A 26,471-nucleotide genomic window follows, 5' to 3' on the forward strand; every position below is an offset into this window, starting at 1 on the left:
TTATTTGAAAATGTAGGTCATTTTACTTTAAAAAAGTATGGACGAACTTCATAAAATTGACAGTCTACATTCATCGTTGTATCTTTAGTTATATCATGTATTTAACGTATATTTAAGCTAGGGGGAACTAGTATGCTTAGAACAGGTCAACTGGAATCGATTGCTTTTTTTGAGCACTCTCTTCAGCAGGCACAAGCTTGTTCAAAACGCTTTATTTGTAAAGTGGAAAAAATAATGAATATTCATCCCCTAAGTGTTTACCATTTTTATCGTGAATTGGGTTTTACTGAACGTTTTTATTGGTCAAACCAAGAAAACTCGTTAATTCTCACAGGAATTGGTACTTTAGTTCCTTTTCATAATAGTACAGAAGAACAGTATTCTGCAATAGAAAAAGAATGGAAACGCTTTGGAGAGCAAGTGTATATCGAGCATGAGAATTGCTTTGGTACGGGACCTTTGGCTCTTGGGGGTTTCTCTTTTTTTGATAATTATAAAAATGATCAAGATTGGAAGGAATTTGGCACTTCTCATTTCTATGTACCCAAATTAATGGTTACGGTTACAAACGAAGGAACATTCATCACTACTAACTATGAAATCAATGATCAAACTTCATTAGAAGATTTATTGCTTCAATATAAGGAGTATGATGATTATCTAGAACGTTTTGGGATGAAACAGCCAAGCTTCACCCAGTCGGAATTCATAAAAAAAGATGAATATGAACCAAATAAATGGATACAAAGCGTAAAAAATGCAATTCAAAAAATGAAGGATGAACAATTAGAAAAAGTTGTATTAAATCGTACTTTAAACGCAACATTTTCAGCTGAAGTAAACTCTTCAAAAGTAATTTACGAACTTGAAGCTACGAGAAATGTAAACTTTATAATCACATATCAATTAAAGGATACTGTATTTATTAGCGCAACACCAGAAAGATTAATTTCTAAAAAAAATGATACAGTTTCTTCGATGTGCCTTGCAGGATCTGCTGCAAAAGGAAAAACAAGAGAAGAAAATGCCGAAGCTGCTAATTGGTTGTTAAATAGTAAAAAGAATAATGATGAACATGCATTTGTTGTAAACTATATAAGAGAAACGCTGAAACATTATTGTAATGAATTATCCATTCCATTAAAACCTAGGATTATGGCAACAAAAAGTTTATTACATTTATTTACACCAGTTGAAGGAACGTTATTAAACCATGTTTCTTTATTTGAATTAATTCAAGCATTACATCCGACACCAGCACTTGGTGGGTTTCCAAAAGAAGAGGCGTGTAAACTAATTCGAGATTTAGAGCCTGTTGATCGTGGTTGGTACGGTGCACCTATTGGGTGGATTGATCTAAACACTAATGGTGATTTTGCTGTTGGAATACGTAGTGCTCTAATAAAAGGTGAAAAAGCAAAATTATATGCCGGCTGTGGTGTTGTACAAGATTCGAAACCAGAAGAAGAATTTTTTGAAACTGGTGTAAAGTTTCTGCCAATGCTAAATGCATTAGGAGGGTTACGAAATGAAAGATAATGAAGCACTAACGAAATATATTGGTGCTCTTGTAGATGAATTAAGTGCATTAAATATTCAACATGTGGTGATTAGTCCCGGTTCGCGTTCTACACCCATTTCAATGCTAGTAAACGAACACCCAAAATTAAAATCTTATATCGCAGTAGATGAAAGGGGAGCAGGTTTTTTTGCCTTAGGAATCGCAAAAAGCACTAAGCAGCCTACAGTTTTAATATGTACTTCAGGAACTGCAGCTTCTAACTATTTACCAGCAATTTCTGAAGCGAAAGAATCGAGAATACCCTTAATTGTACTGACTGCAGATCGCCCACATGAACTTCGAGATATTGGTGCACCACAAGCGATGAATCAAATTGGTTTATATGGTTCATTCGTAAAGCAGTTTATTGAACTTGCTGTACCAGAAGCTTCAGAAGCAATGTACCAATATGCTCGAACAAGTATCAATCGACTTTTCCGTTCTTGTATGACTGCTCCAAAAGGGCCAGTACATATGAATGTGCCGCTTCGTGAGCCATTAGTTCCAAATTTTGAGATTGAAGATTTATTTTCAGCAGGTAAACGTAAAGCTTCTGCACATACAATGCTGACTAAAACTCTCGCTACAATATCAAAAGAAACAACTGAAGAGATTGTTGAGCTTTTTCAAAGAAATAGAAAAGGCTTATTAGTTTGTGGACCGTATGTAGAGGAAAAAGCTTTAAAATCAATCTTTGGTTTAGGAGCATTATTAAATTTTCCTGTCCTATGTGATCCTCTTTCAAATGGAAGATCAATTAGCGATGAAAACAATCTAGTTGATACGTACGATACCTTTCTTCGTTTTGAAGAAATCGTTGATGAATTAGATGCGGAAGTAATCGTTAGATTTGGTGCAATGCCAGTTTCTAAAACATTTAACCAATATGTACAAAAGCAAAAAAACTGTGAGTTAATTGTGATCGATGAGGGAGATTTATGGAGAGATCCTACTTTAAAAGCCACTCGAATGATTTCATGTGATGATTTTGAATTTTGCAACGCAGTGATGGCAACTTACCAAAAGACAAGTAATCTAGATAATGATTGGTTAAATAAATGGATTTCAATCAATCAAAAAACAAAAAATGGACTGCAACAAGCAGAACAGTTTGATGAACTTTTTGAAGGGAAAATTGTTCAAGTTTTAGCAAAGTGTTTAGAAGAGGATAGTACAGTATTTGTTTCGAATAGTATGCCAATCCGTGATGTAGATACATTTTTACTATCACAATCTAAAAGGTTAAGAATTGCTTGTAATCGAGGTGTAAATGGTATTGACGGTACGATTGCTACTGCCTTAGGAATAGCAGCTGCAGGAGAAAGAGTGACATTATTAATTGGTGATTTATCTTTCTACCATGATCTTAATAGCCTAGTCTTATCTAAATTGCACGGATTGCCATTAAGAGTAATTCTTGTGAATAATGATGGAGGAGGAATTTTTTCTTTCTTACCTCAATCAAAAGAAGAGAAACATTTCGAAGCACTATTCGGTACACCGTTAGGATTGGAATTTGAGCATGCGACTAGCCTTTTTGGAGGAGTTCATACAAAAATAAATAATTGGTTTGAACTTGAAGCTGCTATTTCTCAAAAGAATTATGGCTTACATGTCATTGAGATCCAAACAAATCGACAAGAAAATTATGATTTACATCAAAAAGTTTGGAGTATCGTAAAAAAAGAATACGAGAAATGAAATTAGGTGTTCTATTTATGAAAATAGAAATAAATGGTGTAAGCTATTCCTATACTGAATCGGGCCAAGGACAAACAGTACTTTTATTTCATGGATTTACGGGATCAAAGGAAACTTGGGTAAATTTAATAAAAAATTTAGAGCAAAATTTTCATGTGATCGCAATTGATTTGTTAGGACATGGGGAAACTGACAGTCCAGATTCTGAAGTAAGGTATCAAATGGAACATGCTGCTAAAGATATTCATGATCTTTTAGAAAAGAAGGAAATTGATTCCGTTCACCTTTTAGGTTATTCGATGGGTGGTAGACTAGCCCTCTATTTCGCTTTAACTTACCCAAGTAAAATTCAATCGCTTATTTTAGAAAGCTGTACTGCTGGTCTTGTAACCAAGGATGAAAGATTAGCGCGAATTAAACAGGATGATTATTTGTCATTAATGATCTTAAACGAAGGAATTGAAGCTTTCGTAAATTATTGGGAAAATATCCCTTTATTTTCAACTCAAAAAAACTTAACTTCAGATTCAAAGGAAATGATTAAACAAGGCAGGTTAAACCAGTCACCTATCGGTTTAAGCAATAGCCTAAAAGGGATGGGGACAGGGGTTCAGCCTTCATTATGGGATGAATTAAATCAATTAAATAAACCTACCTTGTTAGTTTGTGGAGAATTTGATGAAAAGTTTTGTTTAATAATGGGGAAAATGAACGAGAAGCTAAAGAATAGTGAAATCATAAAAATTCCTCGTGCAGGGCATGCAATTCATGTGGAACAATCAGAAATATTTGCTACAATAGTAAGTGAGTTTTTTTTGAAAAGAGAACAGGAGGAAATATCTCATGACAATTGAATGGGTACAAGAAAGAAAGTATGAAGAAATTTTATATTCTACATATAATGGTATAGCTAAAATATCAATCAATCGTCCACACGTACATAACGCATTTACACCATTAACAGTATCAGAAATGATCGATGCATTTGCTTGGGCAAGAGATGATGAAAAAATTGGTGTTATCATTTTAACAGGTGAAGGCGGAAAAGCTTTCTGTTCAGGTGGTGACCAAAGTGTTCGCGGACATGGTGGTTATGTAGGACAAGACCGTATTCCTCGTCTAAACGTATTAGATTTACAACGTTTAATCCGTGTTATACCTAAACCAGTTATTGCGATGGTTGCAGGTTATGCAATTGGTGGAGGAAATGTATTAAACGTAGTTTGTGACTTAACAATCGCTGCTGAAAACGCTAAATTTGGACAAACTGGTCCAAATGTAGGTAGCTTTGATGCTGGTTATGGTTCAGGCTATTTAGCACGTATTGTTGGTCATAAAAAAGCTCGTGAAATTTGGTACCTATGCCGTCAATACAATGCCGGGGAAGCATTAGATATGGGATTAGTAAATAAAGTTGTACCATTAGAAGAATTAGAAGCTGAAACAGTTAAATGGGCTGAAGAAATGCTTGAAAAGAGCCCAACAGCTCTTCGTTTCTTAAAAGCTGCAATGAATGCAGATACTGATGGTTTAGCTGGACTTCAACAACTAGCTGGAGATGCAACACTTCTTTACTACACAACTGATGAAGCAAAAGAAGGTCGCGATGCATTTAAAGAAAAACGTCAACCTGACTTCGGTCAATTCCCACGTTTCCCTTGATTTGAAAAGATTAAAAGCTTGATGAGCAATCATCAAGCTTTTTTTGAATGATATGAATAAAAGTCAGGAAGTGTTTTTGATGAACCAAATTCCAAATTTTTTGCTAGAAAGAGTAAGACTAACTCCTAATCGAATAGCAATTGCTACTGATGTAGAGGAAATTACGTTTAAGGATTTACATGATCGAGTTTTACATCTCGCAAGTAAATTTTACAATTGTGGCATAAAAGACGGAACCCATGTGTCTGTTTTGATGAATAATTCAATTGAATTTATTGTTGTTGTTCATGCTCTGCATTATATCGGTGCTACTTCTATTTTACTAAATATAAGATTGAGCAATGATGAAATCCTATACCAATTAAGAAACAGTGATACTGAATTTTTAATCACAGCGAGTTCAAATACGATAGATTTACCTGAAAAAATTAAACTGTTGGATATAAGTGAAATGGATCGATATGAATCAAAGGATTTTCCAATCCAGTCTACTTATGACGGTGATAAAATCGCTACAATGATGTACACATCCGGTACAACTGGTTTTCCTAAAGCGGTTTTACAAACTTATAGTAATCATTGGAGCAGTGCGATTGCTTCAGTCTTAAATTTGGGGCTAATTCAAGATGACGTGTGGCTAGTTTGTCTCCCAATGTTTCATGTAGGTGGTCTATCAACCGTATATAAAAGTGCAATTTATGGCATGAAAATCGTATTATCCGATAAAGCTGAAGCTCATATCATTAAGGACTGTATTAAGAAACATAAAATTACGATTTTATCTGTTGTCACAAAAGTTTTAAATGATTTATTAACGATTGCTGATGGATCGAATGGTTTAACTAGTGTAAGAGCCGCTTTACTTGGTGGAGGTCCTGCACCATTACCTCTTTTACAAAAAGCTACGTCATTAAACGTACCAGTATATCAAACATACGGGATGACGGAGACTTGTTCACAAATCGCAACATTATCTCCTGAATTTATGCTTTCTAAAATCGGTTCGGCTGGGAAAGCATTATTTGGGTGTACGCTTGAAATTAGAGAAAATAATCGAATTTGTTTACCAGGAGAAGTCGGTGAAATTGTCGTCAAGGGACCAAATGTGAGTAATGGTTATTATAAAATGAATAAGTCTAGTGATTCATTAGGGTATCTGTTTACTGGTGATTTAGGTTATGTAGATGAAGATGGCTTTTTATTTGTAGTTGATCGTCGAAATGACTTAATCATTTCTGGTGGGGAGAATATTTATCCTGCAGAAATAGAATCAGTGTTATTATCTCACCCAGCTATATTGGAAGCTGGAGTAACTGGTAAAGAGGACTTAAAGTGGGGGAAAGTACCTGTTGGTTTTATTGTGAGTAAATCAGAAAATCCACCATCACAAGAAGAAGTAATTGAATACTGTCGTGGGAAACTTGCTGGATTCAAAATTCCAAAACAAATCGTATACGTAGAGAGTTTGCCAAGAAACGCAACGAATAAATTAGTTAGAAGAGAGCTACTTAAGCTTTTATAAGGGGATTTGACCATGTGGATTCAAGAAATTGAATTATTTTTAATTGAACAGTCTCTAAAGATACCTTTTAAAACAAGTTATGGTATATATGAACAACGTGAAAGTATTTTGGTTAAAATCTCTGATGAAAATGGTGTCTTCGGATTTGGAGAAGTCGTTGCTTTTTCAGAACCATGGTACACGGATGAGACGATTAAAACTGCACTTCATATTTTACAAGATTTCTTCATACCTACATTATTCAAAAACCATTTTAATCACCCTAGTGAAGTAGCGAATCATTTAAACCAATTTAAAGGTCATAAAATGGCCAAAGCGGGGCTTGAAGGTGCATATTGGGATTTGTATTGTAAATACCATTCGATTTCATTAGCGGAAGCCCTAGGGGGCAATAAAGATGAAATACCTGTTGGTGTAGTAGTTAGTATAGATGAACCCCAAAAAATGATAAAGCAAATCAGTGATTATTTGGCTATTGGATATGAACGATTTAAAGTGAAAGTATCAAAAGAAAATGACTTTGAAATCGTTTCATCGATTCGTCAAAGTTTTCCTTCAATCCCACTAATGATTGATGCGAACTCATCGTATTCTTTAGATGACATCCCACAACTAAAAAAATTAGATCAATTGGATTTATTAATGATTGAACAGCCTTTCGGTGAACGCCAATTTATTGAACATGCCGTTCTTCAAAAAGAAATGAACACACCTATTTGTTTAGATGAGAGTATTTATTCTTTGGAAGATGTTCAAATAGCATATCAACTAGAAGCATGTAAGATTATAACGGTAAAACCTGGTAGAGTTGGAGGATTATCTGAATCACTAGAAATACATAATTATTGTATGGAAAAGAATATTCCAATTTGGGTTGGAGGCATGATTGAAACTGGAATCTCTAGAATCCAAAACGTTGCATTAGCCTCTTTGGCTGGTTTTACAATTCCTGGAGATATCTCTGAATCAAATAGACATTGGGACCAAGATGTTATAATTCCAGAGGTAACATTAATTAATGGGAAAGTTAAAGTTCCAAAAGGCGAAGGTTTAGGCGTAGAAGTAGATGAAGAGAGGATTAGGAGACTATCAAAAAAAATTTACAAATATACAATTCAAAAATAAAAGGATATCAAAGCATAAAAAATACGGTCAAATTAACTTTTACATGTTTCAAGTTTCTTTGACCGTATCTTTTTTTATTTTTTCAGGAACTGGATCAAAACCACCGGGATGAAAAGGATGACACTTAAGTATTCTCTTTGTGGTTAAAAATGAACCTTTAAGAGCTCCATGTGTTTGAATTGCTTCTAAACCATAATTTGAACATGTAGGGTAAAATCTACAAGATGGTGGCGTTGCCGGTGAAATCCATTTTTGATAAAACCTTATGATGCCAATTAATATTTTATTCATATACGACCTTCACTTGTTGTAAATTATTTATCATCATGGTTATTTTTCATTTTTACGTCTTCTAATTTATCTATTTTATGTTGTACGCCATAACCTTTATTTACAGAAACTACGAATGCGCCAAATACAACAACGATAATTATACCACTAACAACTAAAACTCCTGTCATCATGTTATATCCTCCTATATAGTTATACTACTATGATATAGTATACTGTCCAATATGCAAGGCATTCAAATATTTTCATTAGGTTTTATGAATATTATTTTAATATTGATGAAACATTTTAATAGAAATAGTACAATGGATAAACAAGTATGAATGTAGGAAGGTTAAAATGTACATATTTAAAGATTTTTACCATAATACAGTAGAATTATCATTTGAAAAGCATCCATTTTCGGCCAATCCTAAGCATGTTTGGGTTATTAGTAGATACAATGACCAATGGCTTCTAACTGATCATCAGAGAAGAGGATATGAATTCCCAGGTGGCAAAGTTGAAGAAGGTGAAACACCAGAAGAAGCAGCTAAACGTGAAGTATTAGAAGAAACTGGAGGAATTGTTTCTAAAATTAATTATTTAGGGCAATATCGTGTTACAGGTAGAGACAAAATTATTATAAAAAACATCTATTTTGCTGAAATAGGAGAACTTTTAACACAAAATCATTATTTTGAAACAAACGGTCCGGTATTAATAAATGAATTTCCTCCAAATATCAAAAAAGATCGCCGATATAGTTTTATTATGCGAGATGAAGTATTTTCACATAGCTTAAATTATTTGAAATCTTCGGTTTTGGATGCGTAAAAAAGCTCACTTTTTAAAGTGAGCTTTTTTCATAGCGATGAAATTTTAAAGGGGCTAAATTGAAAAATACAAGCACTGCTAATGTAAGTCGTAAAATACATTGATTGGAGTGAAAGGTGCGAGACTCCTATGGGAGTAGCGGGAAGGGTGAGACCAGAAAAGAGCAGGAAAGGCAGGGAAGCATATAAGACATAAAATCCTTAGTGGAAATCAATATAATTCTCTAATGTCTATTTATATCTTTTCCTTTCTCCTTGATCCTGCCTTTCCTTGATCCTGCTCTTAAGAAAGCGAGCATCCTGTAACGGAAATCAATTCATTTTTAACAGAACCTATTTTTTAATTGTTTTTCTTTCAATATACTCAACAATAATATACATCAATCCAGCACACACACTTATAATTAATACACTCATAAGCACAAGTGTGAAATTAAATACTTGGAAACCATATACAATTAAATAGCCAAGGCCACTTTTTGAAACTAAAAACTCTCCGACAATCACTCCTACCCAAGCTAATCCGACATTTACTTTTAAAGTTGAAATGACGGTAGGTATACTAGCAGGAAAGATGACATTTTTAAATATTTGAGTTTTAGTAGCTCCAAAACTTTTAATCACTTTTATATAATTTTCATCAACTTGTAAAAAAGCTTGATAGATAACCAAGGCTGTAATAACAAAACTAATAATGATCCCCATCGCAATGATTGAAGAATACGAAGCTCCAAAAATAACAATGATAATCGGCCCTAGTGCAACTTTGGGCATCGCATTAAAGACGACTAAAAACGGATCAAGTACCTTTGAAGCAAATGGGTACCACCAAAGAACGATAGCGAGTATGACACCAATAATTGTTCCTAAAGCAAAACCAATAAGTGTTTCAACGATTGTTGTCATTGCATCATGATAAATCGTACCATCTGATAATTTTGAAATGAATAAATCATAAATTTTAGTAGGTGAACTAAATAATAAAGGATCAATTATTTTTCGATGACTTAATAGTTCCCAAGCAATAAAGAATAAAACAATAATTAAAAGTTGAAAGAAAAAAACGAGTAGCTTTTTACGGCGATTTTTTTTTGCAATAAGTGAATGATAGGCTTGTAATTCGTCGTTAATTTTATCCACGTTTCTCTAGCTCCTTCCAAATAGAAGAAACATAAGAAGAAAAAGGTGCTTGTTGTCGCGTTTCAAAAGGGGAATGAATTCGTAGTGCCTCTGGTAAGGTGAATATTTTGGATATCTTAGTAGGAACATTTGTGAGAGTAATAACACGATCACACATAGCTACAGCTTCCTCAATATCATGAGTGACTAATATTGCAGTCGTATTTAACTTTTTAAATAGGTTGAATACTAATTCTTCAAGTTTTACTTTATTTTGATAATCAAGTGCAGAGAAGGGTTCATCAAGTAATACGATTGAAGGACTTGTAGAAAGTGTTCGAACTAATGCAACTCGTTGTCGCATCCCTCCAGAAAGTTCTCTTGGGTATGAATTTTCATAATCCTTTAATCCAACTTCATTTAACAATTCAAGTGTTCGATTTTTATTTTCTTCCGTATCCTTGCCTAGAATTTGAAGACCTAGGAAAATATTTTCTTTAATCGTTTTCCAAGGGAACAAATAGTCATGTTGAAGCATATAACCAATTTCTCCCGTTTTGATATCGTAAGGCTTTCCTTTAAACTCAACAGTTCCAGCATATGGTGTGAGCAATGAAGAAATGATAGACAATAACGTGCTTTTACCACAACCACTCGGACCTAAAACAGATAAAAACTCGCCTTTCTCAACTTCAAAAGTTAAGCTATCCAATATTTTTACCGCTTTTTCCTTCGATAAAAAAACATGTGATATATGATTAATCGTAAGATAACTCATTTTGATTACCTACTATTTCTCCGTAGATTTTTGAGCAAATTTTGTATCAACTAAAGTTGAATGTGGAATTTGTTTTGGCAATTCTCCTGCATTTTTCATTATTGTTTGAAGATTATTCCACTCATCTTCATCTAAAATTGGATTTGTTGCGTAAGAGTTTTGCGATTTATATCGATCAATTACTTTTATTGAAATATCTAAAGGTGTGTCTTTAAAGAATGGTGCTACACTTTTTGCAATTTCTTCTGCTGAATGTGAATCAACCCATTGCTGAGCTTCATAAATAGCATCTGTAAATTTTTGTGCTGTTTTTGCATTTTTCTTTAAAAAACTTTCCTTTGCAATAAATGCTGTGTATGGAACTTTTCCAGACTCTAGACCAAATGATGCAACGATTTTACCTTTACCTTCTTTTTCCATAATACTAGCTGTCGGCTCAAATAATTGAACATATTCACCAGTACCTGATGCATATGCATTCGCTATATTTGCGAAGTCAATATTTTGAATAAGGTTTAAATCTTTATGAGGATTTATCCCATGTTTACTCAACACATATTCGCCAACCATTTGTGGCATGCCACCTTTACGCTGACCTAAAAATGTTTTGCCTTTAAGTTGATCCCAACTAAATGGCCCAGTTTGATTCCTTGCAACTAAAAACGTTCCATCAGTTTGAGTTAGTTGTGCAAAGCTTTTTACTGGATCATTTGCTCCTTGAGAGTAAACATAAATTGTTGTTTCTGGTCCTACCAATCCGATATCAGTACCGCCAGAAAGAACTGCAGTCATCGTTTTATCTCCGCCAAAAGTAGTTGTTAATTCAACGTCCAATCCATGCTTTTTAAATATACCTTCACTAATCGCAACGTATTCAGGAGCATAAAATAGTGAGCGTGTAACTTCCGCAACTCTAACCTTTGTATTACCATTTTTAGTTGTATCTTTTGAACAAGCTCCTAAAATAGAAGCAACTAATAAAAATAAAACAACTAACCATTTAATTTTCATTAAATCCCTCCTAGGTAAAAATATACAATTAGCCTATGCGGGAGGAGAAAATGGGTGAATGCGGAGTTCATAAAGGACTTTTGGCTAGACAAAAAAAGAGCTGCTTAATATAAGCAACTCTTTTTGATTTATATGATTATTTTAATGGTCCGCCAAGTTCAGCTAATTGAGCGTCGAAGCCTTCGAATTTTTTGAAGTTTTCTTTGAATTTAGAAACTAATTCTTGAGCTTTTTGATCATAAGCTGCTTTATCTTCCCAAGTTGTTGATGGTACTAATACACTATCAGGTACACCAGGTACATGGGTCGGAATTGCTAGACCGAAAAACTCGTCTTGAGTAGTTTCAACGTTGTTTAAATCACCTTCAAGAGCAGCGTGAACCATTGCTCTTGTGTATGAAAGGTTCATACGTTTACCTACGCCGTATTCTCCACCAGTCCAACCAGTGTTTACTAAGAATACATTAACGTTATGTTTTTCGATTTTTTCACCAAGCATTTTTGCATATTCTACAGCTGGAAGCGGTAAGAATGGTGATCCGAAACATGTAGAGAATGTTACTTGTGGAGAAGTAACACCACGTTCTGTACCAGCTAATTTACTAGTAAATCCGCTTAAGAAATGGTACATTGCTTGTTCTTTCGTTAATTTGCTGATTGGAGGTAATACTCCGAATGCATCAGCTGTTAAAAAGATAATTGCATGTGGATGCCCTGCAACGCTTGGTTCTACGATATTTTGAATTGCTTGCATTGGATAAGCAGCACGTGTATTTTCTGTTAATGAAGTATCATCATAGTCAGCTAAACGACCATTTGGACTAACAACAACATTTTCTAAAACTGTACCAAATTTAATTGCAGAGAAAATTTGAGGCTCTTTTTCATATGTTAAATTGATACATTTAGCGTAGCAACCGCCTTCAATATTAAATACACCATTATCTGACCAGCCATGCTCGTCATCACCGATTAATTTACGGTCTGCATCAGCAGATAATGTAGTTTTACCAGTTCCTGAAAGTCCGAAAAATAATGCTACATCGCCTTCGCTGCCAACATTAGCAGAGCAGTGCATAGGTAATACATTATTTTGTGGTAATAGGAAGTTCATAATTGAGAAGATAGATTTTTTCATTTCTCCAGCGTATTCCGTGCCGCCAATCAAGATAATTTTCTTCTCAAATGATATAATAACAAAAGCCTCTGAATTTGTTCCGTCAACTACTGGATCTGCTTTAAATGTAGGAGCAGATACAATTGTAAATTCTGCTTCATGAGAAAGTAGCTCTTGTTCAGTTGGACGAATAAATAATTGGTGAGCAAATAGATTATGCCATGCAAATTCGTTAATAACTTGGATTGGTAAGCGGTACTCAGTATCTGCACCAGCGAATCCTTTAAATGAGAATAATTCATTTCTATCTTTTAAGTAGTTAAGTACTTTGCTATATAATTTTTCGAATACGTCAGCAGAGATTGGTTGGTTTACTGAACCCCAATCGATTAAATTTTCAACAGATGCCTCTTTAACAATAAATTTATCCTTAGGTGAACGTCCAGTATATTTACCTGTTGAAACGCTAACTGCTCCCGTTGACGTTAAAATTCCTTCTTGTCTTGTTAGAACTTTTTCAACTAACTCAGAAACGCTAAGTTGGTTATACATTTGATTACTTGAAAGTAATTCGTTTAATTCAATATTTACATCAACTGTCTTCATATACTAATACCATCCTTTAAATATAATTTGTCTGCCATGTAGGTATCTCGATAAATAGTATAACACATTTATTTTAATAGTGTATACTATTACTTGGAAAAATGTGTTACGATTTTATTTAAAAAATAAATATGAGCAACAGTTTATATATAAAATTCAAACTTACGATTTTTTGACTGATTAGAAACGTGTTTTTAAGGTGCTTTGATACTGAAATTGGGTCGACAAAATAAGATATACATTAGTATTTTCCAATTATATATAAATGAATGTAGAGATGTCGGAAATGAGCGATTGTCAAATAATATCAACACAATGAGAAAATTGTTGACAAGAAAGTGAAATTTTAATATGATACTTTTCATACGGATACTCTCTTATCCCGAGTAGGTGGAGGGATACAGGCCCTACGAAGCCCAGCAACCTCACTTTAAGTGAAAGGTGCTGAACCTGATGCAAGACAGTTTTTTTGTCTTGGACGATAAGAGCGAAAGGCAAATAACCAAGAATCCTTTCCTCAAGCAATAGTTGATAAGAGGAAGGCTTTTTTTTTGCTCAAAACTTAAATGCAGTGGCGATTTCGTAATTTACACTGAGTTATCTTTATCTTAAATGGGGAACATAAGTATAGGACAAAATTTTTCTATTCTTATGTTGAGAAAAAAGAGATCCGTCAATTCAATTTAGGAGGGGACTCAATGTCACAACGTCGTTTATTTACTTCAGAATCAGTTACAGAAGGACATCCAGATAAAATCTGTGACCAAATTTCAGATTCAATTCTTGATGCAATTTTATCAAATGATCCGAATGCTCGTGTAGCAGCGGAAACATCAGTTACAACAGGATTAGTTCTTGTTGCAGGTGAAATCACAACTTCTACTTATGTAGATATTCCAAAAATCGTTCGCGAAACAATCCGTGAAATCGGTTATGACCGTGCAAAATATGGATTTGATGCAGATACATGTGCAGTTTTAACTTCTATCGATGAGCAATCAGCAGATATCGCTTTAGGTGTAGACCAAGCGTTAGAAGCACGTGAAGGTAGCATGACAGATGAAGAAATCGAAGCAATCGGAGCAGGAGACCAAGGTTTAATGTTCGGATTTGCAGTAAATGAAACACCTGAATTAATGCCACTTCCAATTTCTTTATCTCATAAAATTGCTCGCCGTCTTACTGAAGTAAGAAAAAATGAAACAGTTTCTTACCTACGTCCAGATGGTAAAACTCAAGTAACAGTTGAGTATGATGAAAACAATAAACCAGTTCGTATCGATGCAATCGTTGTGTCTACACAACATGGTCCAGAAGCTACTCAAGCTCAAATTGAAAATGATATTAAAGAACTTGTAATTAAACCAGTTGTACCAGCTGAGTTAATTGATGAAAATACAAAATTCTTTATCAACCCAACAGGTCGTTTCGTTATCGGTGGACCTCAAGGGGATGCAGGATTAACAGGTCGTAAAATCATCGTTGATACTTACGGTGGATATGCTCGCCATGGTGGTGGTGCATTCTCTGGTAAGGATGCAACAAAAGTAGACCGTTCTGCTGCTTATGCTGCTCGTTACGTTGCGAAAAACATCGTTGCTGCAGGTTTAGCTGATAAAGCTGAAGTTCAATTAGCATACGCTATTGGTGTTGCTAAACCAGTTTCTATAGCAATTGATACTTTTGGTACAGGTAAAGTTTCAGAAGAGAAATTAGTTGAAGTAATTCGCAATAACTTTGACTTACGTCCAGCTGGAATCATTAAAATGTTAGACTTACGTCGTCCTATTTACAAACAAACTGCTGCTTATGGTCACTTTGGCCGTACAGATATCGACCTTCCTTGGGAGCGTACTGATAAAGCAGAAACTTTAAGAACTGAAGCAGGTCTATAATAAGAAATTCAAGGCTGAATATAGCTAATACTATATTCAGTCTTTTTTTTGCATTAAGAAAGCTTGTTGCGGTGTAGAAAACTAAGACATAGTTGCCAATTTAAGCTATTTCATTTATATAGGTTTTGTACATTGGCATACTTAAATGACAATTTTCATAGGTTTAAATGACTAAATTAAAGTCATTATTGGAGGAACCTATGAAAGCAATCATTTGTACAAAATATGGTCCACCAGAAGTTCTTCAACTAAAAGAAGTTGAAAAACCTACAATAAACGATGACGAAGTATTAATTAAAATCTACTCAGCGACAGTAACAGCAGGAGATGTAAAAATTCGAAGCTCCGATTTCCCTTTTATGTACTGGCTACCATCACGACTTATATTTGGGTTAACGAAACCAAGAAATAAAATTCCTGGGAGTGAGTTTGCGGGTGAAATTGTTTCAATTGGAAAAAATGTAAAAAAATTTAGTAAAGGTGACCAAGTTTTCGGCTTTAGCGGAATGGGCTTTGGTTCGAATGCAGAGTATATTTCTTTACCTGAAGAAGGGATCATCTTAAAAAAACCAATCAATATGTCATTTGAGCAAGCCGCAGCTGTACCTGTGGGAGCAATTACAGCACTACATTTCCTTAGAAAAGGTATTATACAAAATGGACAAAAAGTACTTATTTACGGTGCTTCTGGAAGTGTAGGAACTTATGCAGTACAGCTTGCAAAATACTTTAGTACTGAGGTTACTGCAGTATGTAGTACATCAAATATAGAATTAGTTAAAGCGCTTGGGGCAAATAAAGTAATTGATTATACAAAAAATGACATAGCACAATGTAATGAAACTTATGACATCATTTTTGACACTGTAGGAAAGAGTTCTTTTTTGGATTGTAAAAGATTACTTAACAAAGATGGCGTTTATTTACTAGGTGCAGTATGGAAGCTTTCAGTGTATGCTCGAGCGTTTTTGAATAACATGACAAGTAACAAAAAAATTATCTATGGGGTAGCAAATGTTAGTAGGGAAGATTTAACTTATTTAAAAGCTCTTATTGAAGCTGAAAAGTTAAAAGCAGTAATTGATCGGCAGTATCCAATAGATCAAATTTCAGAGGCGCATCGTTATGTCGAAAAGGGGCATAAAAAGGGAAATGTAGTAATCAATATAAAGAGTAATACTTCATCCTAAAGTGAAAAATAAAGCCCATAAAAATATGCTATCTAAAAAGAAACCCTCAAATATCTCTGAGGGTTTTACTTTTTAAAGATTTTCATTTTGCTGTCTTATTTCTTCACCGGCTAAAATCATATTTGCAGTCTCTAATTTGCGCTGCTTGTCTACAGAATTGCCAGGTTCAAGATTATTAAGATTAGCCTGAATAGTCATTTGCTCTTCATTTATGAGGGGTTTCTTTTCTTTGCTCAAATGGCACCTCCTAAGTTCAATGATGTTAGTCTTAACGAAATGAAAATCTTCATTCAAAAAGATATTTTATTTGCTTAATTCTTGTACTAACTTTTTGAATGTGAAAAAAGCAGGTTTGGGCGTATAATCATCCTTCATAATTCCAAATTGATGGAATAAGTCATCTTTAGAGCTATCTGCATCTCTAAGTCCAAAAAACTCATAATGAGTAATATTTAATTCTTGGCGAAGGGAATAGACTGTTCGAATTACTTTTTCTAATACAATGGCTTGTTGGTTATAAGACCGTTCAACTTGAATAAAAGGATTTTTTCCAGTCGGCCAACCGTTCTCTGTAATGCGGATAGGGATAGAAAAAGGGATTCCAACACTAGTCAACGTGTCACGAAATTTCCGAAGAGTGATGTCTATTTTATTTGAGACATCTTCAATTTTAAGTGGCTCCTCGAATACATCCACATAAAAATTATGACCTATATAATCGATAGAATGAATTAAATTATCTCCACCAATTTCCATTAATTTATTCCAAAATTGAGGGATTGTCTTTTCCCCTTCTGGAACCGATCCAAAACCAATTTTTATATTTAAGTTATTTTTTGAAATTTCCTCTTTGGCAGTTAGTACACCTTGTGTAAGTGCATCTAAAACATATGGCTTAGAGCCATCCATAAACGTTAAATTTGGCTCATTTGTAATTTGAATCGAATCAAGTAAATTGCCATATTCTTTTATTACTTTACGAACGAAATTTAACCAGAAGTCTAGCGACAAACTAGGATCCTGAAGACAGCCAATTGTTAAATCACCTAATAATCCTGCCTTTTTATATCGGTTAAGAGCATTGAAAACCTTGTCCTCTGTTTCAGGTCCCATATAAACAGCATAAGTTCTTGGCAAAAGTTTTTTTACTTCGCTTCTAATTTCATTAAGTGCGCCCGAGATTTTTTCGTAATTATCCTCAGGTCCAATTGCTAATCCTATAGGGGTACCAGCTACACTAAGAGGATAAATTCCAAAAGTAAAACCAGTTGAAATCATACGACTATACTCCTTTTGTATTTAGTAAATGTTTATTTACTAAATTGTTTTATTTTTCGTTAAATTATGTTATTATTTAAGTTGATATCGAGTAAATAATAAACTTTTATTTACTTTATGTCAATTTTAGAATTTTTCTTAGAAAGGTAATGTTAAAAGAATGGATTCAAAAGCAAATCAAATAGCAGAGAAGTTTGTTCGATTACTTCCGTTGGTCTTTAATAAGTTAAATAAGCCAGGCTCAAAAAATTCTCTAAAGAAAAAGCAGGATGAGCTAACACATTTGCAATATCACATACTTGAGGAATTGTTTCAAACAGTTGAAGGTATTTCACTAACCGAGCTAGCTCAAAATATAAGTATTTCAAAACAGCAAATGACTCCACTAATTATGAAACTAGAGGAAAAAGAGTATGTTACAAAAATTCCAGATGCTAATGATAAACGTAGTTTTAATATTGTATTAACTGAAAAAGGCAAACAAATTGTCACGAAACGTTGGGAGGATTTTTATCATCTTTTTTGTGAACGGATTGGACAACTTGATGAAGATGATTTAACTGATTTAGATTATTCAATGCATAAGATAATACGAATACTTGGAAAATTGGAATAGTATAGACTTTAAATGCCAAATAATAGAAAATCTTGAACTTTGTTTATGAATCATTTATCATGATTTTATACAAAAGCATAAAGATAATGTATAACCTCATTGATATGGTATGAGGGTCTCTACCAGGAACCGTAAAATCCTGATTACGAAAAAGAATGTATTTAACTACATTTTTCTTCGTAATCAGGATTTTTTTTATTTTTCGCACTATTTTTATAAAAAGATCTAGGAGGTAATTCTATGAAAACAGTTTATTATAATGCAACATTTTTTACGATGGATAAAGAAAATCATATTTTTGATAATGGTATGATGGTCGTACAGGATCAACTAATTACCTATATCGGTGAACATTCTAAAGAACGAATGAAGGATGTAGATCATGTTGTTAATCTTAATGGTAAATGGGTTATGCCTGGTCTTGTGAATACACATTCCCACATTTTGATGACATTATTACGTGGCATTGGCGATGATATGTTGTTAAAGCCTTGGCTTGAAACTAAAATTTGGCCAATTGAAAGACAATATACAACAGAGATTGCTTCTATGAGTGCACAACTAGGTATTTTAGAGATGGTGAAGTCAGGAACAACAACATTCTCTGATATGTTTAATCCAAATGGGATTGATCCTAATATAGTAATGGAGACAATTGGTGAAACAGGAATTCGTGGAGCATTTTCTTATTCAATATTTAGCTTTGGTACAGAAGAAGAGCAGAAAATGAATCTTTTAGGTGCTGAGCAGTTTTCTAAAGATTACAAAAAAATTGCTGATGGCCGTCTAACAACAATGGTTGCCCCTCATAGTCCGTATGCTTGTACACCTGAAGCATTGATTGAAAGTGCGCGTATCGCGAAGGAAAACGATTTAATGGTACACATCCATGTTTCTGAAACTGATTTTGAAATACAAGATATAGAGAATCGTTACTCAAACAGACCAGTTGAACATCTTCGCAAATTAGGAGTTTTTGATCAACCAACCGTTATGGCTCATGGTGTTGTACTGAATGATGAAGAGAGAGCCATTTTAAAACAATATGATGTACGAGTTGCACATAATCCGATTAGTAATTTGAAGCTTGGTTCTGGGATTGCAGATGTAGTTAGTCTTTTAGAAGCAGGAGTAAAGGTTGGTATAGCAACAGATAGCACAGCATCTAACAATAATCTCGATATGTTTGAAGAAGTAAGGACAGCTGCACTTTTACAAAAGGGTATGTATAAAGACGCTACTAAATTTCCAGCACAAACTGCATTAACTTTAGCTACTCGTGGAGGAGCTGAAGTAATTGGAATGGGACATACAGGATCTCTTGAAGAGAATAAGAAGGCAGATTTTATAACAATTTATCCACATGATAAGGAGCATTTACAACCAATTAGTGCTGCTTATTCACATTTACTATATGCTGCACGTGGTAGTGATGTATGTGATGTTTATATTGATGGAAACGCAATTGTAAAAAATCGTATTTGTTTAACAATCGATGAAGAAAAAGTAATTTCAGAAGTAAATCGTCTTCAGAATTCATTATTAAATAACCTATAAATTTGACGACAAAAAATCCTGAATATCAAATAAGATATTCAGGATTTTAGTCTATAGGTAACGTTCTATTAAACTGATTTGAAGACTGAAAGGTCCATTATAAGTATCGTTCATTGATTATTTTTAAATGATGTAACTCGTGACCAGCAATAATGTAAGCAAGTGCACGAGGGGTTGTTGGAGAATTCAGAACCATACCAAACTTTGTAAATGATTCATCGGATAAAATTGAAAGTAATGACAATGTCGCTTGGCGAACAATAGTATATTCGTGAATAAGTTGCTCTTGCTCTAGACGATTAAAGTCTGCATTTTCGTTATAAGAATTCTCATCAAATGATGGTAAAGGTGCTTGATCTCCTCTAGCAATCGCTAGTAGTCGATAACACATTATTCTTTCAGTATCTGTAAGATGTCCAATGACTTCTTTAATACTCCATTTTCCTTCTGCATATCGATATTCCGATTTTTCTTTTGAAATTGATTTAAAAAAACTAGATGATTCATTTAATTGTGTTTTTAGGATTTCAATTAGATCCCCTTCAGGAACAAGACTGATATAACCTTCAAAATGTGGATTGTATTCATTTAACTCTGGTTTCAAAAGCATTAAAGTCCCTCCAATTTTTATAAACTGACTCTGTTATAAATACGAGATTAAAAGAATCCGTAGTTTGTTTGAAAAAACTGTGGAGATTATGTGAAAGAAAGTTAACAGAGTGAATTATAACAATAAAGAAATTATATCTTATGGTAAAATTATGTAAATAGAAGTTTGAAAAATAAAAATATTAAGGATAATTAATATGTAATCAGCTTGCTCAGGGTTTTGCGGGAAATGAATGTACGGTTCAATTCTATGTATAATTCATTTGCATGTCACTAATCAAATACTATTAGAAGGTAAATAAAATTTATTAAAAACGATAAGGGAGATTAGTAGAATCAGAGGGGCTTGAAATGCGGTTTGAGTGAAGGCTCTATTTAAATTATTTTTAAATAAAGATATGAGATGAGGAATATTATGGAGATTAAAGGGATTAATCATCTGCTGTTTTCTGTTTCCAACCTTGAAACTTCAATAGAGTTTTATAAAAATGTTTTTGATGCAGTACTATTAGTGAAAGGGAGAACAACAGCATATTTTGATTTAATGGGAATATGGCTAGCTTTAAATGAAGAAAAAGACATAGCTAGAAATGAAATTCATCAATCATATACACATTTGGCCTTTACGATTGATGAAAAAGATTTCGAAAAAATGTACGATAAATTAATCCAACTTAATGTCCAGATCTGGAATGGCCGTGATAGAGATGAACGAGATAAAAAATCAATCTATTTCACTGACCCAGATGGGCATAAATTTGAATTTCATACAGGTACGTTGAAAGATCGAATGGAATATTATAAGCAATCAAAAACGCATATGGATTTTTATATTTGACGTTTAAACGAACATTGTATCAAAAAATATCTTGAATTAAAGATGTTTTTTGATACAATGTAGTTAAAGGTTAGTATTTTTTCACTGATTAAATTGATTTTATTGGTACTAATCAAATGTTTTAAATAAAGTGTATGAAGAATTTTTTAGATTTTTTTATCTCGAATTAAAGATATCTCTTATTAAAATTGATTAAAGTTAAAGTTGTGAAACTCTTAAGAGATCAAAACGATAAAAACATTTAGAGGAGCGATAAATATGTTCGAAAAAATCAGTAGTAAGCAATTAGGTCACGCTGATCATGGTTGGTTAAATACAATTCATCATTTTTCATTTGCTAATTATTATGATCCAAATAACATGAATTTTGGTGTATTAAGAGTCTTAAACGATGATTTTATTAAAGCTAACAGAGGATTTAATACTCATCCGCATAATGATATGGAAATCGTAACGTATGTTATTAATGGTAAATTAACTCATGCCGATAGTATGGGAAATAAGCACGAAATAGGACGTGGCGATATACAATACATGAGTGCAGGTACTGGTGTATATCACAGTGAACATAACTTAGGAAATGAGTTGCTACGATTAATCCAATTATGGATAATTCCCGACAAAGCAGGTCATACTCCAAACTATGGCGATCTTGTTTCTGATTGGAGTGAAAGGGAAGGGAAATGGTATCATATGGTATCTCCAATTAATGGAAATGCTCCAATTAAAGTTCATCAAGATGCAAATATTTACTCGCTTGCATTAAATGGAGATGAAGAGATCTCTTTTGAAGTAAAAGAAGGAAGACAAGCGTATTTAGTTTTATTAGAAGGAAATGCAGTAATAAACGGAGAACTATTGGAAGCTAGTGATGCTGCAAAAATAATTGAAGAGGATATTCAAATAGTATCAAAAGATTTTTCACATTATTTAGTAGTAGAAATGAAAAAATAATTAAGTATAAAATCTTTGAAGCAAAGGGGAATACCTGATGAAAACGAATATTAAATGGGATGGAAAGTTAGCTTTTTCAGGAGTGACACCTTCTGGTCATAAAATTAAAATGGACACTGCAGAGTCTTTAGGTGGAGAGAATAGTGCACCAACACCAGTAGAATTATTAATCAATGCAGTTGCAGGTTGTACAGCTATCGACATTGTTTTAATTATTGGAAAAATGAGATTAAAATTAACTTCATTCGAAATAGAAATCGAAGGTGAGCGTGCAGAAGAACATCCTAAACGATTTACTGATATTCACTTACACTATATTTTAAATGGGGAATTAGATACAGAAAAAGTACGAAAAGCAATCAAATTATCCAAAGACAAATACTGTTCAGTTGCCCATTCATTAAACGCAAATATTACAGCTAGTTTCACCTTAAACGGTACAAAAGACGAAGAAATCCTTTAATAAAGTAGAAAATGAAAAGAACTCCTAAAGTAGGAGTTTTTTTTAGATTGGTGATATGTTTAGAAATCAAAAACATAATGAATTAAAAGAAATAATAAGTTGATATTTTTATTAAGTATGTACGAAGTAATGATTTTTTAATTGATTATAAGTTGAAGGAGAAACTCGTTTATTGATTATTCTAGTTTTATCTAGAATAATTTTTTTATTATGAAGTAGATTGGAACGAAAGGTTGCTCGACTCCTGTGGGAGATGCGGGAAGGCTGAGACCCCACAGGCTTGCCGAGGAGGCTCAGCTCACGCCCCGCGGAAAGCGAGCATCCTGTAGTGGAAATCATCGGTTAGCATACTTTAAGACAAGCAACAAAAGAGAATGCTTTCAACAGCATAAAAAAACTCCTAAAAAAGGAGTTCTTTTTTACTCTTCATTATCCAATTGCTTTTTTACATAAGTAGGAAGCATAAAGCATCCAACATGTAAATCAGTATTATAATACTTAGTTTCGATCCCTAACTTATTCCATTCATCAGCCTTAATATCTTTAATTGGGTCATATTTTTTAGAGGCAAAACCGAATAACCAATGCCCTGACGGATAAGTTGGCATATGAAATTGATATACTCTTGAAATTGGAAACGTTTCTTTAATTTTAGAATGTGCTCGTTTCATTTCATGCGCATAACTAGCATAATATGGACTTTCATGTTGATTAATTAAGATCCCTTCTTCACTTAATACCCGTTTACAGTTATTATAAAAAGCAACTGTAAATAATCCCTCACCAGGTCCTATTGGATCAGTTGAATCAACTAAAATCAAATCATAATAACCTTCGTCAGCTTCTTGTACAAATTTTAATCCGTCTTCAAAATAAAGGGTTAATCGTTCATCTTGATCTAATTTTGAAGCGGTTAACGGCAAGTATTGCTGGCAAAGTCTAACTACTCGCTCGTCAATTTCAACCATATCTACAACTTCTACAGTTGGATATCTTAGAACTTCTCGAGCTGTTCCTCCGTCTCCTCCACCTATAATTAACACTTTCTTAATTTTGGGGTTAACTGCCATAGATACATGAGTAATCATATCATGATAAATAAATTCATCTTTTTCCGTTACCATCATATACCCATCGAGTGTAAAAAATGTTCCAAATGTTTCGCTTCTAAAGAAATCGATTTGTTGAAATTCACTTTTCTCAGAATGAATGTGTTCTTGTACTTTTATAGAGAATTTAGTATCGTCTTGATGGTTTTCTGTATACCATAAATCCATTAAATTTTCCTCCAAACTTCGATCAACGACTTTTATGACATAAGGGTCATCATCATCATTAATCGTGATGGTTCCTTCTTCTTTTAAATACAGATAATGCTGAATTAATTCTGTTGAAATCAGTTCACCTGGTATACAAAGCGGAATACCAGGAGGATAAATCATAATTGATTCGCCACTAATTAAGCCACTAGCATCATGAATTGAGATGATACGTTTTGGATGATAATACGCTTCTCTAGGAGTCATGACCATTTTGGGATTTTTTAATGCAACACTAATATCTGTTTCTAGTTTTGGAAGCTTTCCATAATAGCGGTTACTAATATCTCTCAATGCGTTAACTAACGTTTGAATGGTATATTCATTATCACCTAGCGAGATAATTGCTAAAATGACGTTAGGTTCTGCAAGTTCGATTTGAATTTTGTATTGCTCAGCAAGCATGTCATATACTTTAAATCCAGACAATCCTAAATCAGATACTTTAACAACAAGTTTTAGCTCATCATAATCGAACACTCCGACCCCATTTCGATAGGAATCTCGAGTTATACACTTTAATCCATCTAGTTTGTTAATTTCTTCTTTAGCCTGCCTTGTCAAATTTAGTAGTTTTTCAAATCGCTCTTGACCCTCTAATACTAATTTCTTCCTAGCAACATCGATTGAACACATGAGTAGGTAAGATGCAGAGGTTGTTTGAAATAAATTAATCGTAGATCGAACTCTATTTTTAGTGATAATTCCATCATTGTGCAAAAGGACAGATGCTTGGGTTAATGCACCACCAGTTTTATGCAAACTAAGTGTTACAAGATCGGCACCAAGAAGAGCGGCATTACTTGGTAAATCTGGATGAAATGAAAAATGAGCACCATGTGCTTGATCTACTAATACAGGTATTCCACGTGAATGACCTATATCGATAATTTGTTTTAAATCTGATGTTGCTCCAAAATAAGTTGGATTAATGATAAGAATTGCTTTAACATCTGAGTTTAAATCTAATGCATGAAGAACAGATTTTACTGAAACACCATTAACAATTCCATATTCATAATCGATTTCTGGTTCAATAAATACTGGCTTTGCTCCCGCTAAGATTAATGCATTTATAGCGGATTTATGTACATTCCTAGGTAGTAGGATTTTATCTCCATGCTCAAGAGCACTCATAATCATATATTGAACTCCAGAAGTTGAACCATTTACTAGCATATAAGCGTGATCTGAATGAAAAGCATCTGCTAGTAAAGTTTCAGCTTCTTGTATTACACCTGTTGGATGCGATAAATTGTCAACACGCTTTGAAGAATTAACATCCATTTTCAGAGCCATCTCACTCCAAAGCTCCCTTAATTCCTCTAGTGAATTTCCTCTCTTATGCCCAGGAACATCAAAGCTTGTAATATCTTCCTTTGCATATCGGACTAATTCGGTTAAAAGCGGTGTTTTACTATGATCCATCATCCATCAATATCCTCCACATCAGGACCATTCCATAGGTTTTTTCCGTAAAAAATTTCATCCATTTCATATTTTACTTTTTCTTCTATCGCTTGAATTTCTTCTTGATCTAATTTATCTTTTGTATAGCCAAAGAGATAATTATCTAAATCAAATTGTTTCAATTTACATTTTGTATGAAAGATATTTTCTTGAAAAACATTCACATCAATCATTTGATATAAATCTTTTAATTTTTGTGGAATATAATTTTGGATTGAATTAATATCGTGATCAATAAATAATTTATAACCACTTACATCACGAGTAAATCCTCTTACTCGATAATCAATTGTCATAATATCAGCATCAAATTGATGAATTAAATAGTTTAGTGCTTTTAATGGAGATATCTCACCACAAGTAGAAACATCAATATCTGCTCTAAACGTACTAATTCCGTCATCAGGATGATATTCTGGATAAGTATGAACAGTTATATGGCTTTTATCTAAAGCGGCTACTACTAATTCAGGTAAAGGTCCAGGCGATTCAGCAAATGTTTCTGATGATGGATTATCTACAGGACCTTCTGAAACTAGAATCGTCACACTAGCCCCTTGAGGATCATAATCTTGTTTAGCAATGTTTAAGATGTGTGCACCAATGATATGCGTTACTTCAGTTAGTATTTTTGTTAAACGATCAGCATTATATTGTTCATCAATGTATTGGATATATGCTTCACGTTCTTCCTTTGTCTTTGTAAAACAAATATCGTACATATTAAAACTTAATGATTTCGTTAAGTTATTAAAACCATAAAGTTGAAAATTATTTGACGATGAAATATTCATCTATAGTCCTCCTAGTTTTACGAAGTGAAAAAAGTACGAACGAAAAGTAAAAGCGACTTTCAAATAGTCGCTGTGTAACTAGTCACTATGTATTGTTTGTTTTTGAATTATTCATTATTCACATAAGTTGATAAATAGAGTAGGATAAAAATATTTATTAGTTTATTGTTAATATTCAGA

The 26,471-nt window shown here is 33.5% G+C and carries 25 protein-coding genes and 2 riboswitches; of the genes, 14 read left to right on the top strand and 11 right to left on the bottom strand.

Annotated features, from left to right (window positions below; genetic code table 11):
* The first annotated feature begins 132 nt into the window (after positions 1 to 132).
* The 6 genes from B7R67_RS00165 to menC all read left to right on the top strand — a co-directional run bounded on the left by B7R67_RS00165 (position 133) and on the right by menC (position 7,571).
* Positions 133 to 1,539: an isochorismate synthase gene (locus tag B7R67_RS00165; RefSeq protein ID WP_088066412.1), complete on the top strand. Its 1,407-nt coding sequence runs from the start codon at positions 133 to 135 to the stop codon at positions 1,537 to 1,539.
* Positions 1,529 to 3,262, top strand: coding sequence for a 2-succinyl-5-enolpyruvyl-6-hydroxy-3-cyclohexene-1-carboxylic-acid synthase (gene menD, locus B7R67_RS00170; RefSeq protein ID WP_088066414.1), 1,734 nt, complete (start codon positions 1,529 to 1,531; stop codon positions 3,260 to 3,262). The genes B7R67_RS00165 and menD overlap by 11 nt, the downstream gene beginning before the upstream one ends.
* A 17-nt stretch (positions 3,263 to 3,279) precedes the next feature.
* On the top strand, positions 3,280 to 4,116 hold the full coding sequence (gene menH / locus B7R67_RS00175) for a 2-succinyl-6-hydroxy-2,4-cyclohexadiene-1-carboxylate synthase (RefSeq protein WP_088066416.1): 837 nt from the start codon (positions 3,280 to 3,282) through the stop codon (positions 4,114 to 4,116).
* Complete coding sequence (gene menB, locus B7R67_RS00180) at positions 4,106 to 4,924, top strand: 1,4-dihydroxy-2-naphthoyl-CoA synthase (RefSeq protein ID WP_088066417.1); 819 nt, start codon at positions 4,106 to 4,108, stop codon at positions 4,922 to 4,924. Before menH ends, menB begins: the two co-directional genes overlap by 11 nt.
* Positions 4,925 to 5,003: 79 nt before the next feature.
* A complete protein-coding gene (locus B7R67_RS00185; protein ID WP_088066419.1) occupies positions 5,004 to 6,446 on the top strand; it encodes an o-succinylbenzoate--CoA ligase in 1,443 nt (480 codons plus the stop codon).
* Between the two features lie 12 nt (positions 6,447 to 6,458).
* Entirely contained in the window at positions 6,459 to 7,571 is a 1,113-nt protein-coding gene (gene menC / locus B7R67_RS00190) for an o-succinylbenzoate synthase (RefSeq protein WP_088066421.1), read from the top strand.
* Between the two features lie 48 nt (positions 7,572 to 7,619).
* Here the strand turns inward: menC and yidD are convergent, their stop codons facing one another.
* Positions 7,620 to 7,862: a membrane protein insertion efficiency factor YidD gene (gene yidD, locus B7R67_RS00195; protein WP_088066423.1), complete on the bottom strand. Its 243-nt coding sequence runs from the start codon at positions 7,860 to 7,862 to the stop codon at positions 7,620 to 7,622.
* 23 nt (positions 7,863 to 7,885) lie between these two features.
* Entirely contained in the window at positions 7,886 to 8,035 is a 150-nt protein-coding gene (ytzI, locus tag B7R67_RS21845) for a YtzI protein (RefSeq protein WP_235822048.1), read from the bottom strand.
* Between the two features lie 166 nt (positions 8,036 to 8,201).
* Here ytzI and ytkD point away from each other — a divergent pair, with 166 nt between their 5' ends.
* Positions 8,202 to 8,678, top strand: a complete 477-nt coding sequence (gene ytkD, locus B7R67_RS00200; protein WP_088066425.1) for an RNA deprotection pyrophosphohydrolase — start codon at positions 8,202 to 8,204, stop codon at positions 8,676 to 8,678.
* 332 nt (positions 8,679 to 9,010) lie between these two features.
* Here the strand turns inward: ytkD and B7R67_RS00205 are convergent, their stop codons facing one another.
* The 4 genes from B7R67_RS00205 to pckA form a co-directional block, all read right to left on the bottom strand.
* Entirely contained in the window at positions 9,011 to 9,817 is an 807-nt protein-coding gene (locus tag B7R67_RS00205) for an ABC transporter permease (RefSeq protein ID WP_407920359.1), read from the bottom strand.
* Positions 9,810 to 10,574: an ABC transporter ATP-binding protein gene (locus tag B7R67_RS00210; protein ID WP_088066427.1), complete on the bottom strand. Its 765-nt coding sequence runs from the start codon at positions 10,572 to 10,574 to the stop codon at positions 9,810 to 9,812. Before B7R67_RS00210 ends, B7R67_RS00205 begins: the two co-directional genes overlap by 8 nt.
* Positions 10,575 to 10,586: 12 nt before the next feature.
* A complete protein-coding gene (locus tag B7R67_RS00215) occupies positions 10,587 to 11,585 on the bottom strand; it encodes an ABC transporter substrate-binding protein (protein ID WP_088066429.1) in 999 nt (332 codons plus the stop codon).
* Positions 11,586 to 11,721: 136 nt separating this feature from the next.
* On the bottom strand, positions 11,722 to 13,308 hold the full coding sequence (gene pckA / locus B7R67_RS00220) for a phosphoenolpyruvate carboxykinase (ATP) (RefSeq protein ID WP_088066431.1): 1,587 nt from the start codon (positions 13,306 to 13,308) through the stop codon (positions 11,722 to 11,724).
* A gap of 374 nt (positions 13,309 to 13,682) precedes the next feature.
* Positions 13,683 to 13,796: riboswitch (SAM riboswitch) on the top strand.
* A gap of 210 nt (positions 13,797 to 14,006) precedes the next feature.
* On the opposite strand from pckA, the gene metK reads away from it, so the two are divergent.
* Both metK and B7R67_RS00230 read left to right on the top strand, forming a co-directional pair.
* Complete coding sequence (metK, locus tag B7R67_RS00225) at positions 14,007 to 15,203, top strand: methionine adenosyltransferase (RefSeq protein ID WP_088066433.1); 1,197 nt, start codon at positions 14,007 to 14,009, stop codon at positions 15,201 to 15,203.
* Between the two features lie 200 nt (positions 15,204 to 15,403).
* Entirely contained in the window at positions 15,404 to 16,393 is a 990-nt protein-coding gene (locus B7R67_RS00230; protein ID WP_088066435.1) for an NAD(P)-dependent alcohol dehydrogenase, read from the top strand.
* 72 nt (positions 16,394 to 16,465) lie between these two features.
* Here the strand turns inward: B7R67_RS00230 and B7R67_RS21975 are convergent, their stop codons facing one another.
* Positions 16,466 to 16,630, bottom strand: coding sequence for a hypothetical protein (locus B7R67_RS21975; protein ID WP_158094989.1), 165 nt, complete (start codon positions 16,628 to 16,630; stop codon positions 16,466 to 16,468).
* A gap of 66 nt (positions 16,631 to 16,696) precedes the next feature.
* Positions 16,697 to 17,671, bottom strand: coding sequence for a glycoside hydrolase family protein (locus tag B7R67_RS00235; RefSeq protein WP_088066437.1), 975 nt, complete (start codon positions 17,669 to 17,671; stop codon positions 16,697 to 16,699).
* 160 nt (positions 17,672 to 17,831) lie between these two features.
* On the opposite strand from B7R67_RS00235, the gene B7R67_RS00240 reads away from it, so the two are divergent.
* Positions 17,832 to 18,287 carry a MarR family winged helix-turn-helix transcriptional regulator gene (locus B7R67_RS00240; protein ID WP_088066439.1) on the top strand — a complete coding sequence of 152 codons (456 nt, stop codon included), beginning with the start codon at positions 17,832 to 17,834 and terminating at the stop codon, positions 18,285 to 18,287.
* Between the two features lie 66 nt (positions 18,288 to 18,353).
* Positions 18,354 to 18,453: riboswitch (purine riboswitch) on the top strand.
* 74 nt (positions 18,454 to 18,527) lie between these two features.
* On the top strand, positions 18,528 to 19,844 hold the full coding sequence (locus B7R67_RS00245) for an amidohydrolase family protein (protein WP_088066441.1): 1,317 nt from the start codon (positions 18,528 to 18,530) through the stop codon (positions 19,842 to 19,844).
* Between the two features lie 97 nt (positions 19,845 to 19,941).
* Here the strand turns inward: B7R67_RS00245 and B7R67_RS00250 are convergent, their stop codons facing one another.
* Positions 19,942 to 20,454: a DinB family protein gene (locus tag B7R67_RS00250; protein ID WP_088066443.1), complete on the bottom strand. Its 513-nt coding sequence runs from the start codon at positions 20,452 to 20,454 to the stop codon at positions 19,942 to 19,944.
* A gap of 414 nt (positions 20,455 to 20,868) precedes the next feature.
* Between B7R67_RS00250 and fosM the strand changes: the two genes are divergently transcribed.
* The 3 genes from fosM (at position 20,869) to B7R67_RS00265 (ending at position 22,708) form a co-directional block, all read left to right on the top strand.
* Complete coding sequence (fosM, locus tag B7R67_RS00255; RefSeq protein ID WP_088066445.1) at positions 20,869 to 21,291, top strand: FosM family fosfomycin resistance protein; 423 nt, start codon at positions 20,869 to 20,871, stop codon at positions 21,289 to 21,291.
* A gap of 258 nt (positions 21,292 to 21,549) precedes the next feature.
* Positions 21,550 to 22,245, top strand: a complete 696-nt coding sequence (locus B7R67_RS00260; protein WP_088066447.1) for a pirin family protein — start codon at positions 21,550 to 21,552, stop codon at positions 22,243 to 22,245.
* 37 nt (positions 22,246 to 22,282) lie between these two features.
* The gene (locus B7R67_RS00265) at positions 22,283 to 22,708 is read left to right on the top strand and encodes an OsmC family protein (protein ID WP_088066448.1); all 426 of its coding nucleotides are present in this window, start codon (positions 22,283 to 22,285) and stop codon (positions 22,706 to 22,708) included.
* A 419-nt stretch (positions 22,709 to 23,127) separates the two neighbouring features.
* On the opposite strand, the gene speE is transcribed toward B7R67_RS00265, so the two are convergent.
* Positions 23,128 to 25,458, bottom strand: coding sequence for a polyamine aminopropyltransferase (speE, locus tag B7R67_RS22365; protein ID WP_208615615.1), 2,331 nt, complete (start codon positions 25,456 to 25,458; stop codon positions 23,128 to 23,130).
* On the bottom strand, positions 25,455 to 26,291 hold the full coding sequence (gene speD, locus B7R67_RS00280) for an adenosylmethionine decarboxylase (protein WP_088066450.1): 837 nt from the start codon (positions 26,289 to 26,291) through the stop codon (positions 25,455 to 25,457). The genes speE and speD overlap by 4 nt, the downstream gene beginning before the upstream one ends.
* Positions 26,292 to 26,471 lie beyond the last annotated feature (180 nt).

This window comes from Gottfriedia luciferensis, from assembly GCF_002156865.1.
Classification (GTDB): domain Bacteria; phylum Bacillota; class Bacilli; order Bacillales; family Bacillaceae_G; genus Gottfriedia; species Gottfriedia luciferensis.

Bases quoted from the DNA above. Each gene is read 5' to 3' on its own strand.
- B7R67_RS00165 (WP_088066412.1), top strand. From the start codon at position 133: ATGCTTAGAACAGGTCAACTGGAATCGATTGCTTTTTTTGAGCACTCT.
- menD (WP_088066414.1), top strand. From the start codon at position 1,529: ATGAAAGATAATGAAGCACTAACGAAATATATTGGTGCTCTTGTAGAT.
- menH (WP_088066416.1), top strand. From the start codon at position 3,280: ATGAAAATAGAAATAAATGGTGTAAGCTATTCCTATACTGAATCGGGC.
- menB (WP_088066417.1), top strand. From the start codon at position 4,106: ATGACAATTGAATGGGTACAAGAAAGAAAGTATGAAGAAATTTTATAT.
- B7R67_RS00185 (WP_088066419.1), top strand. From the start codon at position 5,004: ATGAACCAAATTCCAAATTTTTTGCTAGAAAGAGTAAGACTAACTCCT.
- menC (WP_088066421.1), top strand. From the start codon at position 6,459: ATGTGGATTCAAGAAATTGAATTATTTTTAATTGAACAGTCTCTAAAG.
- yidD (WP_088066423.1), bottom strand. From the start codon at position 7,862: ATGAATAAAATATTAATTGGCATCATAAGGTTTTATCAAAAATGGATT.
- ytzI (WP_235822048.1), bottom strand. From the start codon at position 8,035: ATGATGACAGGAGTTTTAGTTGTTAGTGGTATAATTATCGTTGTTGTA.
- ytkD (WP_088066425.1), top strand. From the start codon at position 8,202: ATGTACATATTTAAAGATTTTTACCATAATACAGTAGAATTATCATTT.
- B7R67_RS00210 (WP_088066427.1), bottom strand. From the start codon at position 10,574: ATGAGTTATCTTACGATTAATCATATATCACATGTTTTTTTATCGAAG.
- B7R67_RS00215 (WP_088066429.1), bottom strand. From the start codon at position 11,585: ATGAAAATTAAATGGTTAGTTGTTTTATTTTTATTAGTTGCTTCTATT.
- pckA (WP_088066431.1), bottom strand. From the start codon at position 13,308: ATGAAGACAGTTGATGTAAATATTGAATTAAACGAATTACTTTCAAGT.
- metK (WP_088066433.1), top strand. From the start codon at position 14,007: ATGTCACAACGTCGTTTATTTACTTCAGAATCAGTTACAGAAGGACAT.
- B7R67_RS00230 (WP_088066435.1), top strand. From the start codon at position 15,404: ATGAAAGCAATCATTTGTACAAAATATGGTCCACCAGAAGTTCTTCAA.
- B7R67_RS00235 (WP_088066437.1), bottom strand. From the start codon at position 17,671: ATGATTTCAACTGGTTTTACTTTTGGAATTTATCCTCTTAGTGTAGCT.
- B7R67_RS00240 (WP_088066439.1), top strand. From the start codon at position 17,832: ATGGATTCAAAAGCAAATCAAATAGCAGAGAAGTTTGTTCGATTACTT.
- B7R67_RS00245 (WP_088066441.1), top strand. From the start codon at position 18,528: ATGAAAACAGTTTATTATAATGCAACATTTTTTACGATGGATAAAGAA.
- B7R67_RS00250 (WP_088066443.1), bottom strand. From the start codon at position 20,454: ATGCTTTTGAAACCAGAGTTAAATGAATACAATCCACATTTTGAAGGT.
- fosM (WP_088066445.1), top strand. From the start codon at position 20,869: ATGGAGATTAAAGGGATTAATCATCTGCTGTTTTCTGTTTCCAACCTT.
- B7R67_RS00260 (WP_088066447.1), top strand. From the start codon at position 21,550: ATGTTCGAAAAAATCAGTAGTAAGCAATTAGGTCACGCTGATCATGGT.
- B7R67_RS00265 (WP_088066448.1), top strand. From the start codon at position 22,283: ATGAAAACGAATATTAAATGGGATGGAAAGTTAGCTTTTTCAGGAGTG.
- speE (WP_208615615.1), bottom strand. From the start codon at position 25,458: ATGATGGATCATAGTAAAACACCGCTTTTAACCGAATTAGTCCGATAT.
- speD (WP_088066450.1), bottom strand. From the start codon at position 26,291: ATGAATATTTCATCGTCAAATAATTTTCAACTTTATGGTTTTAATAAC.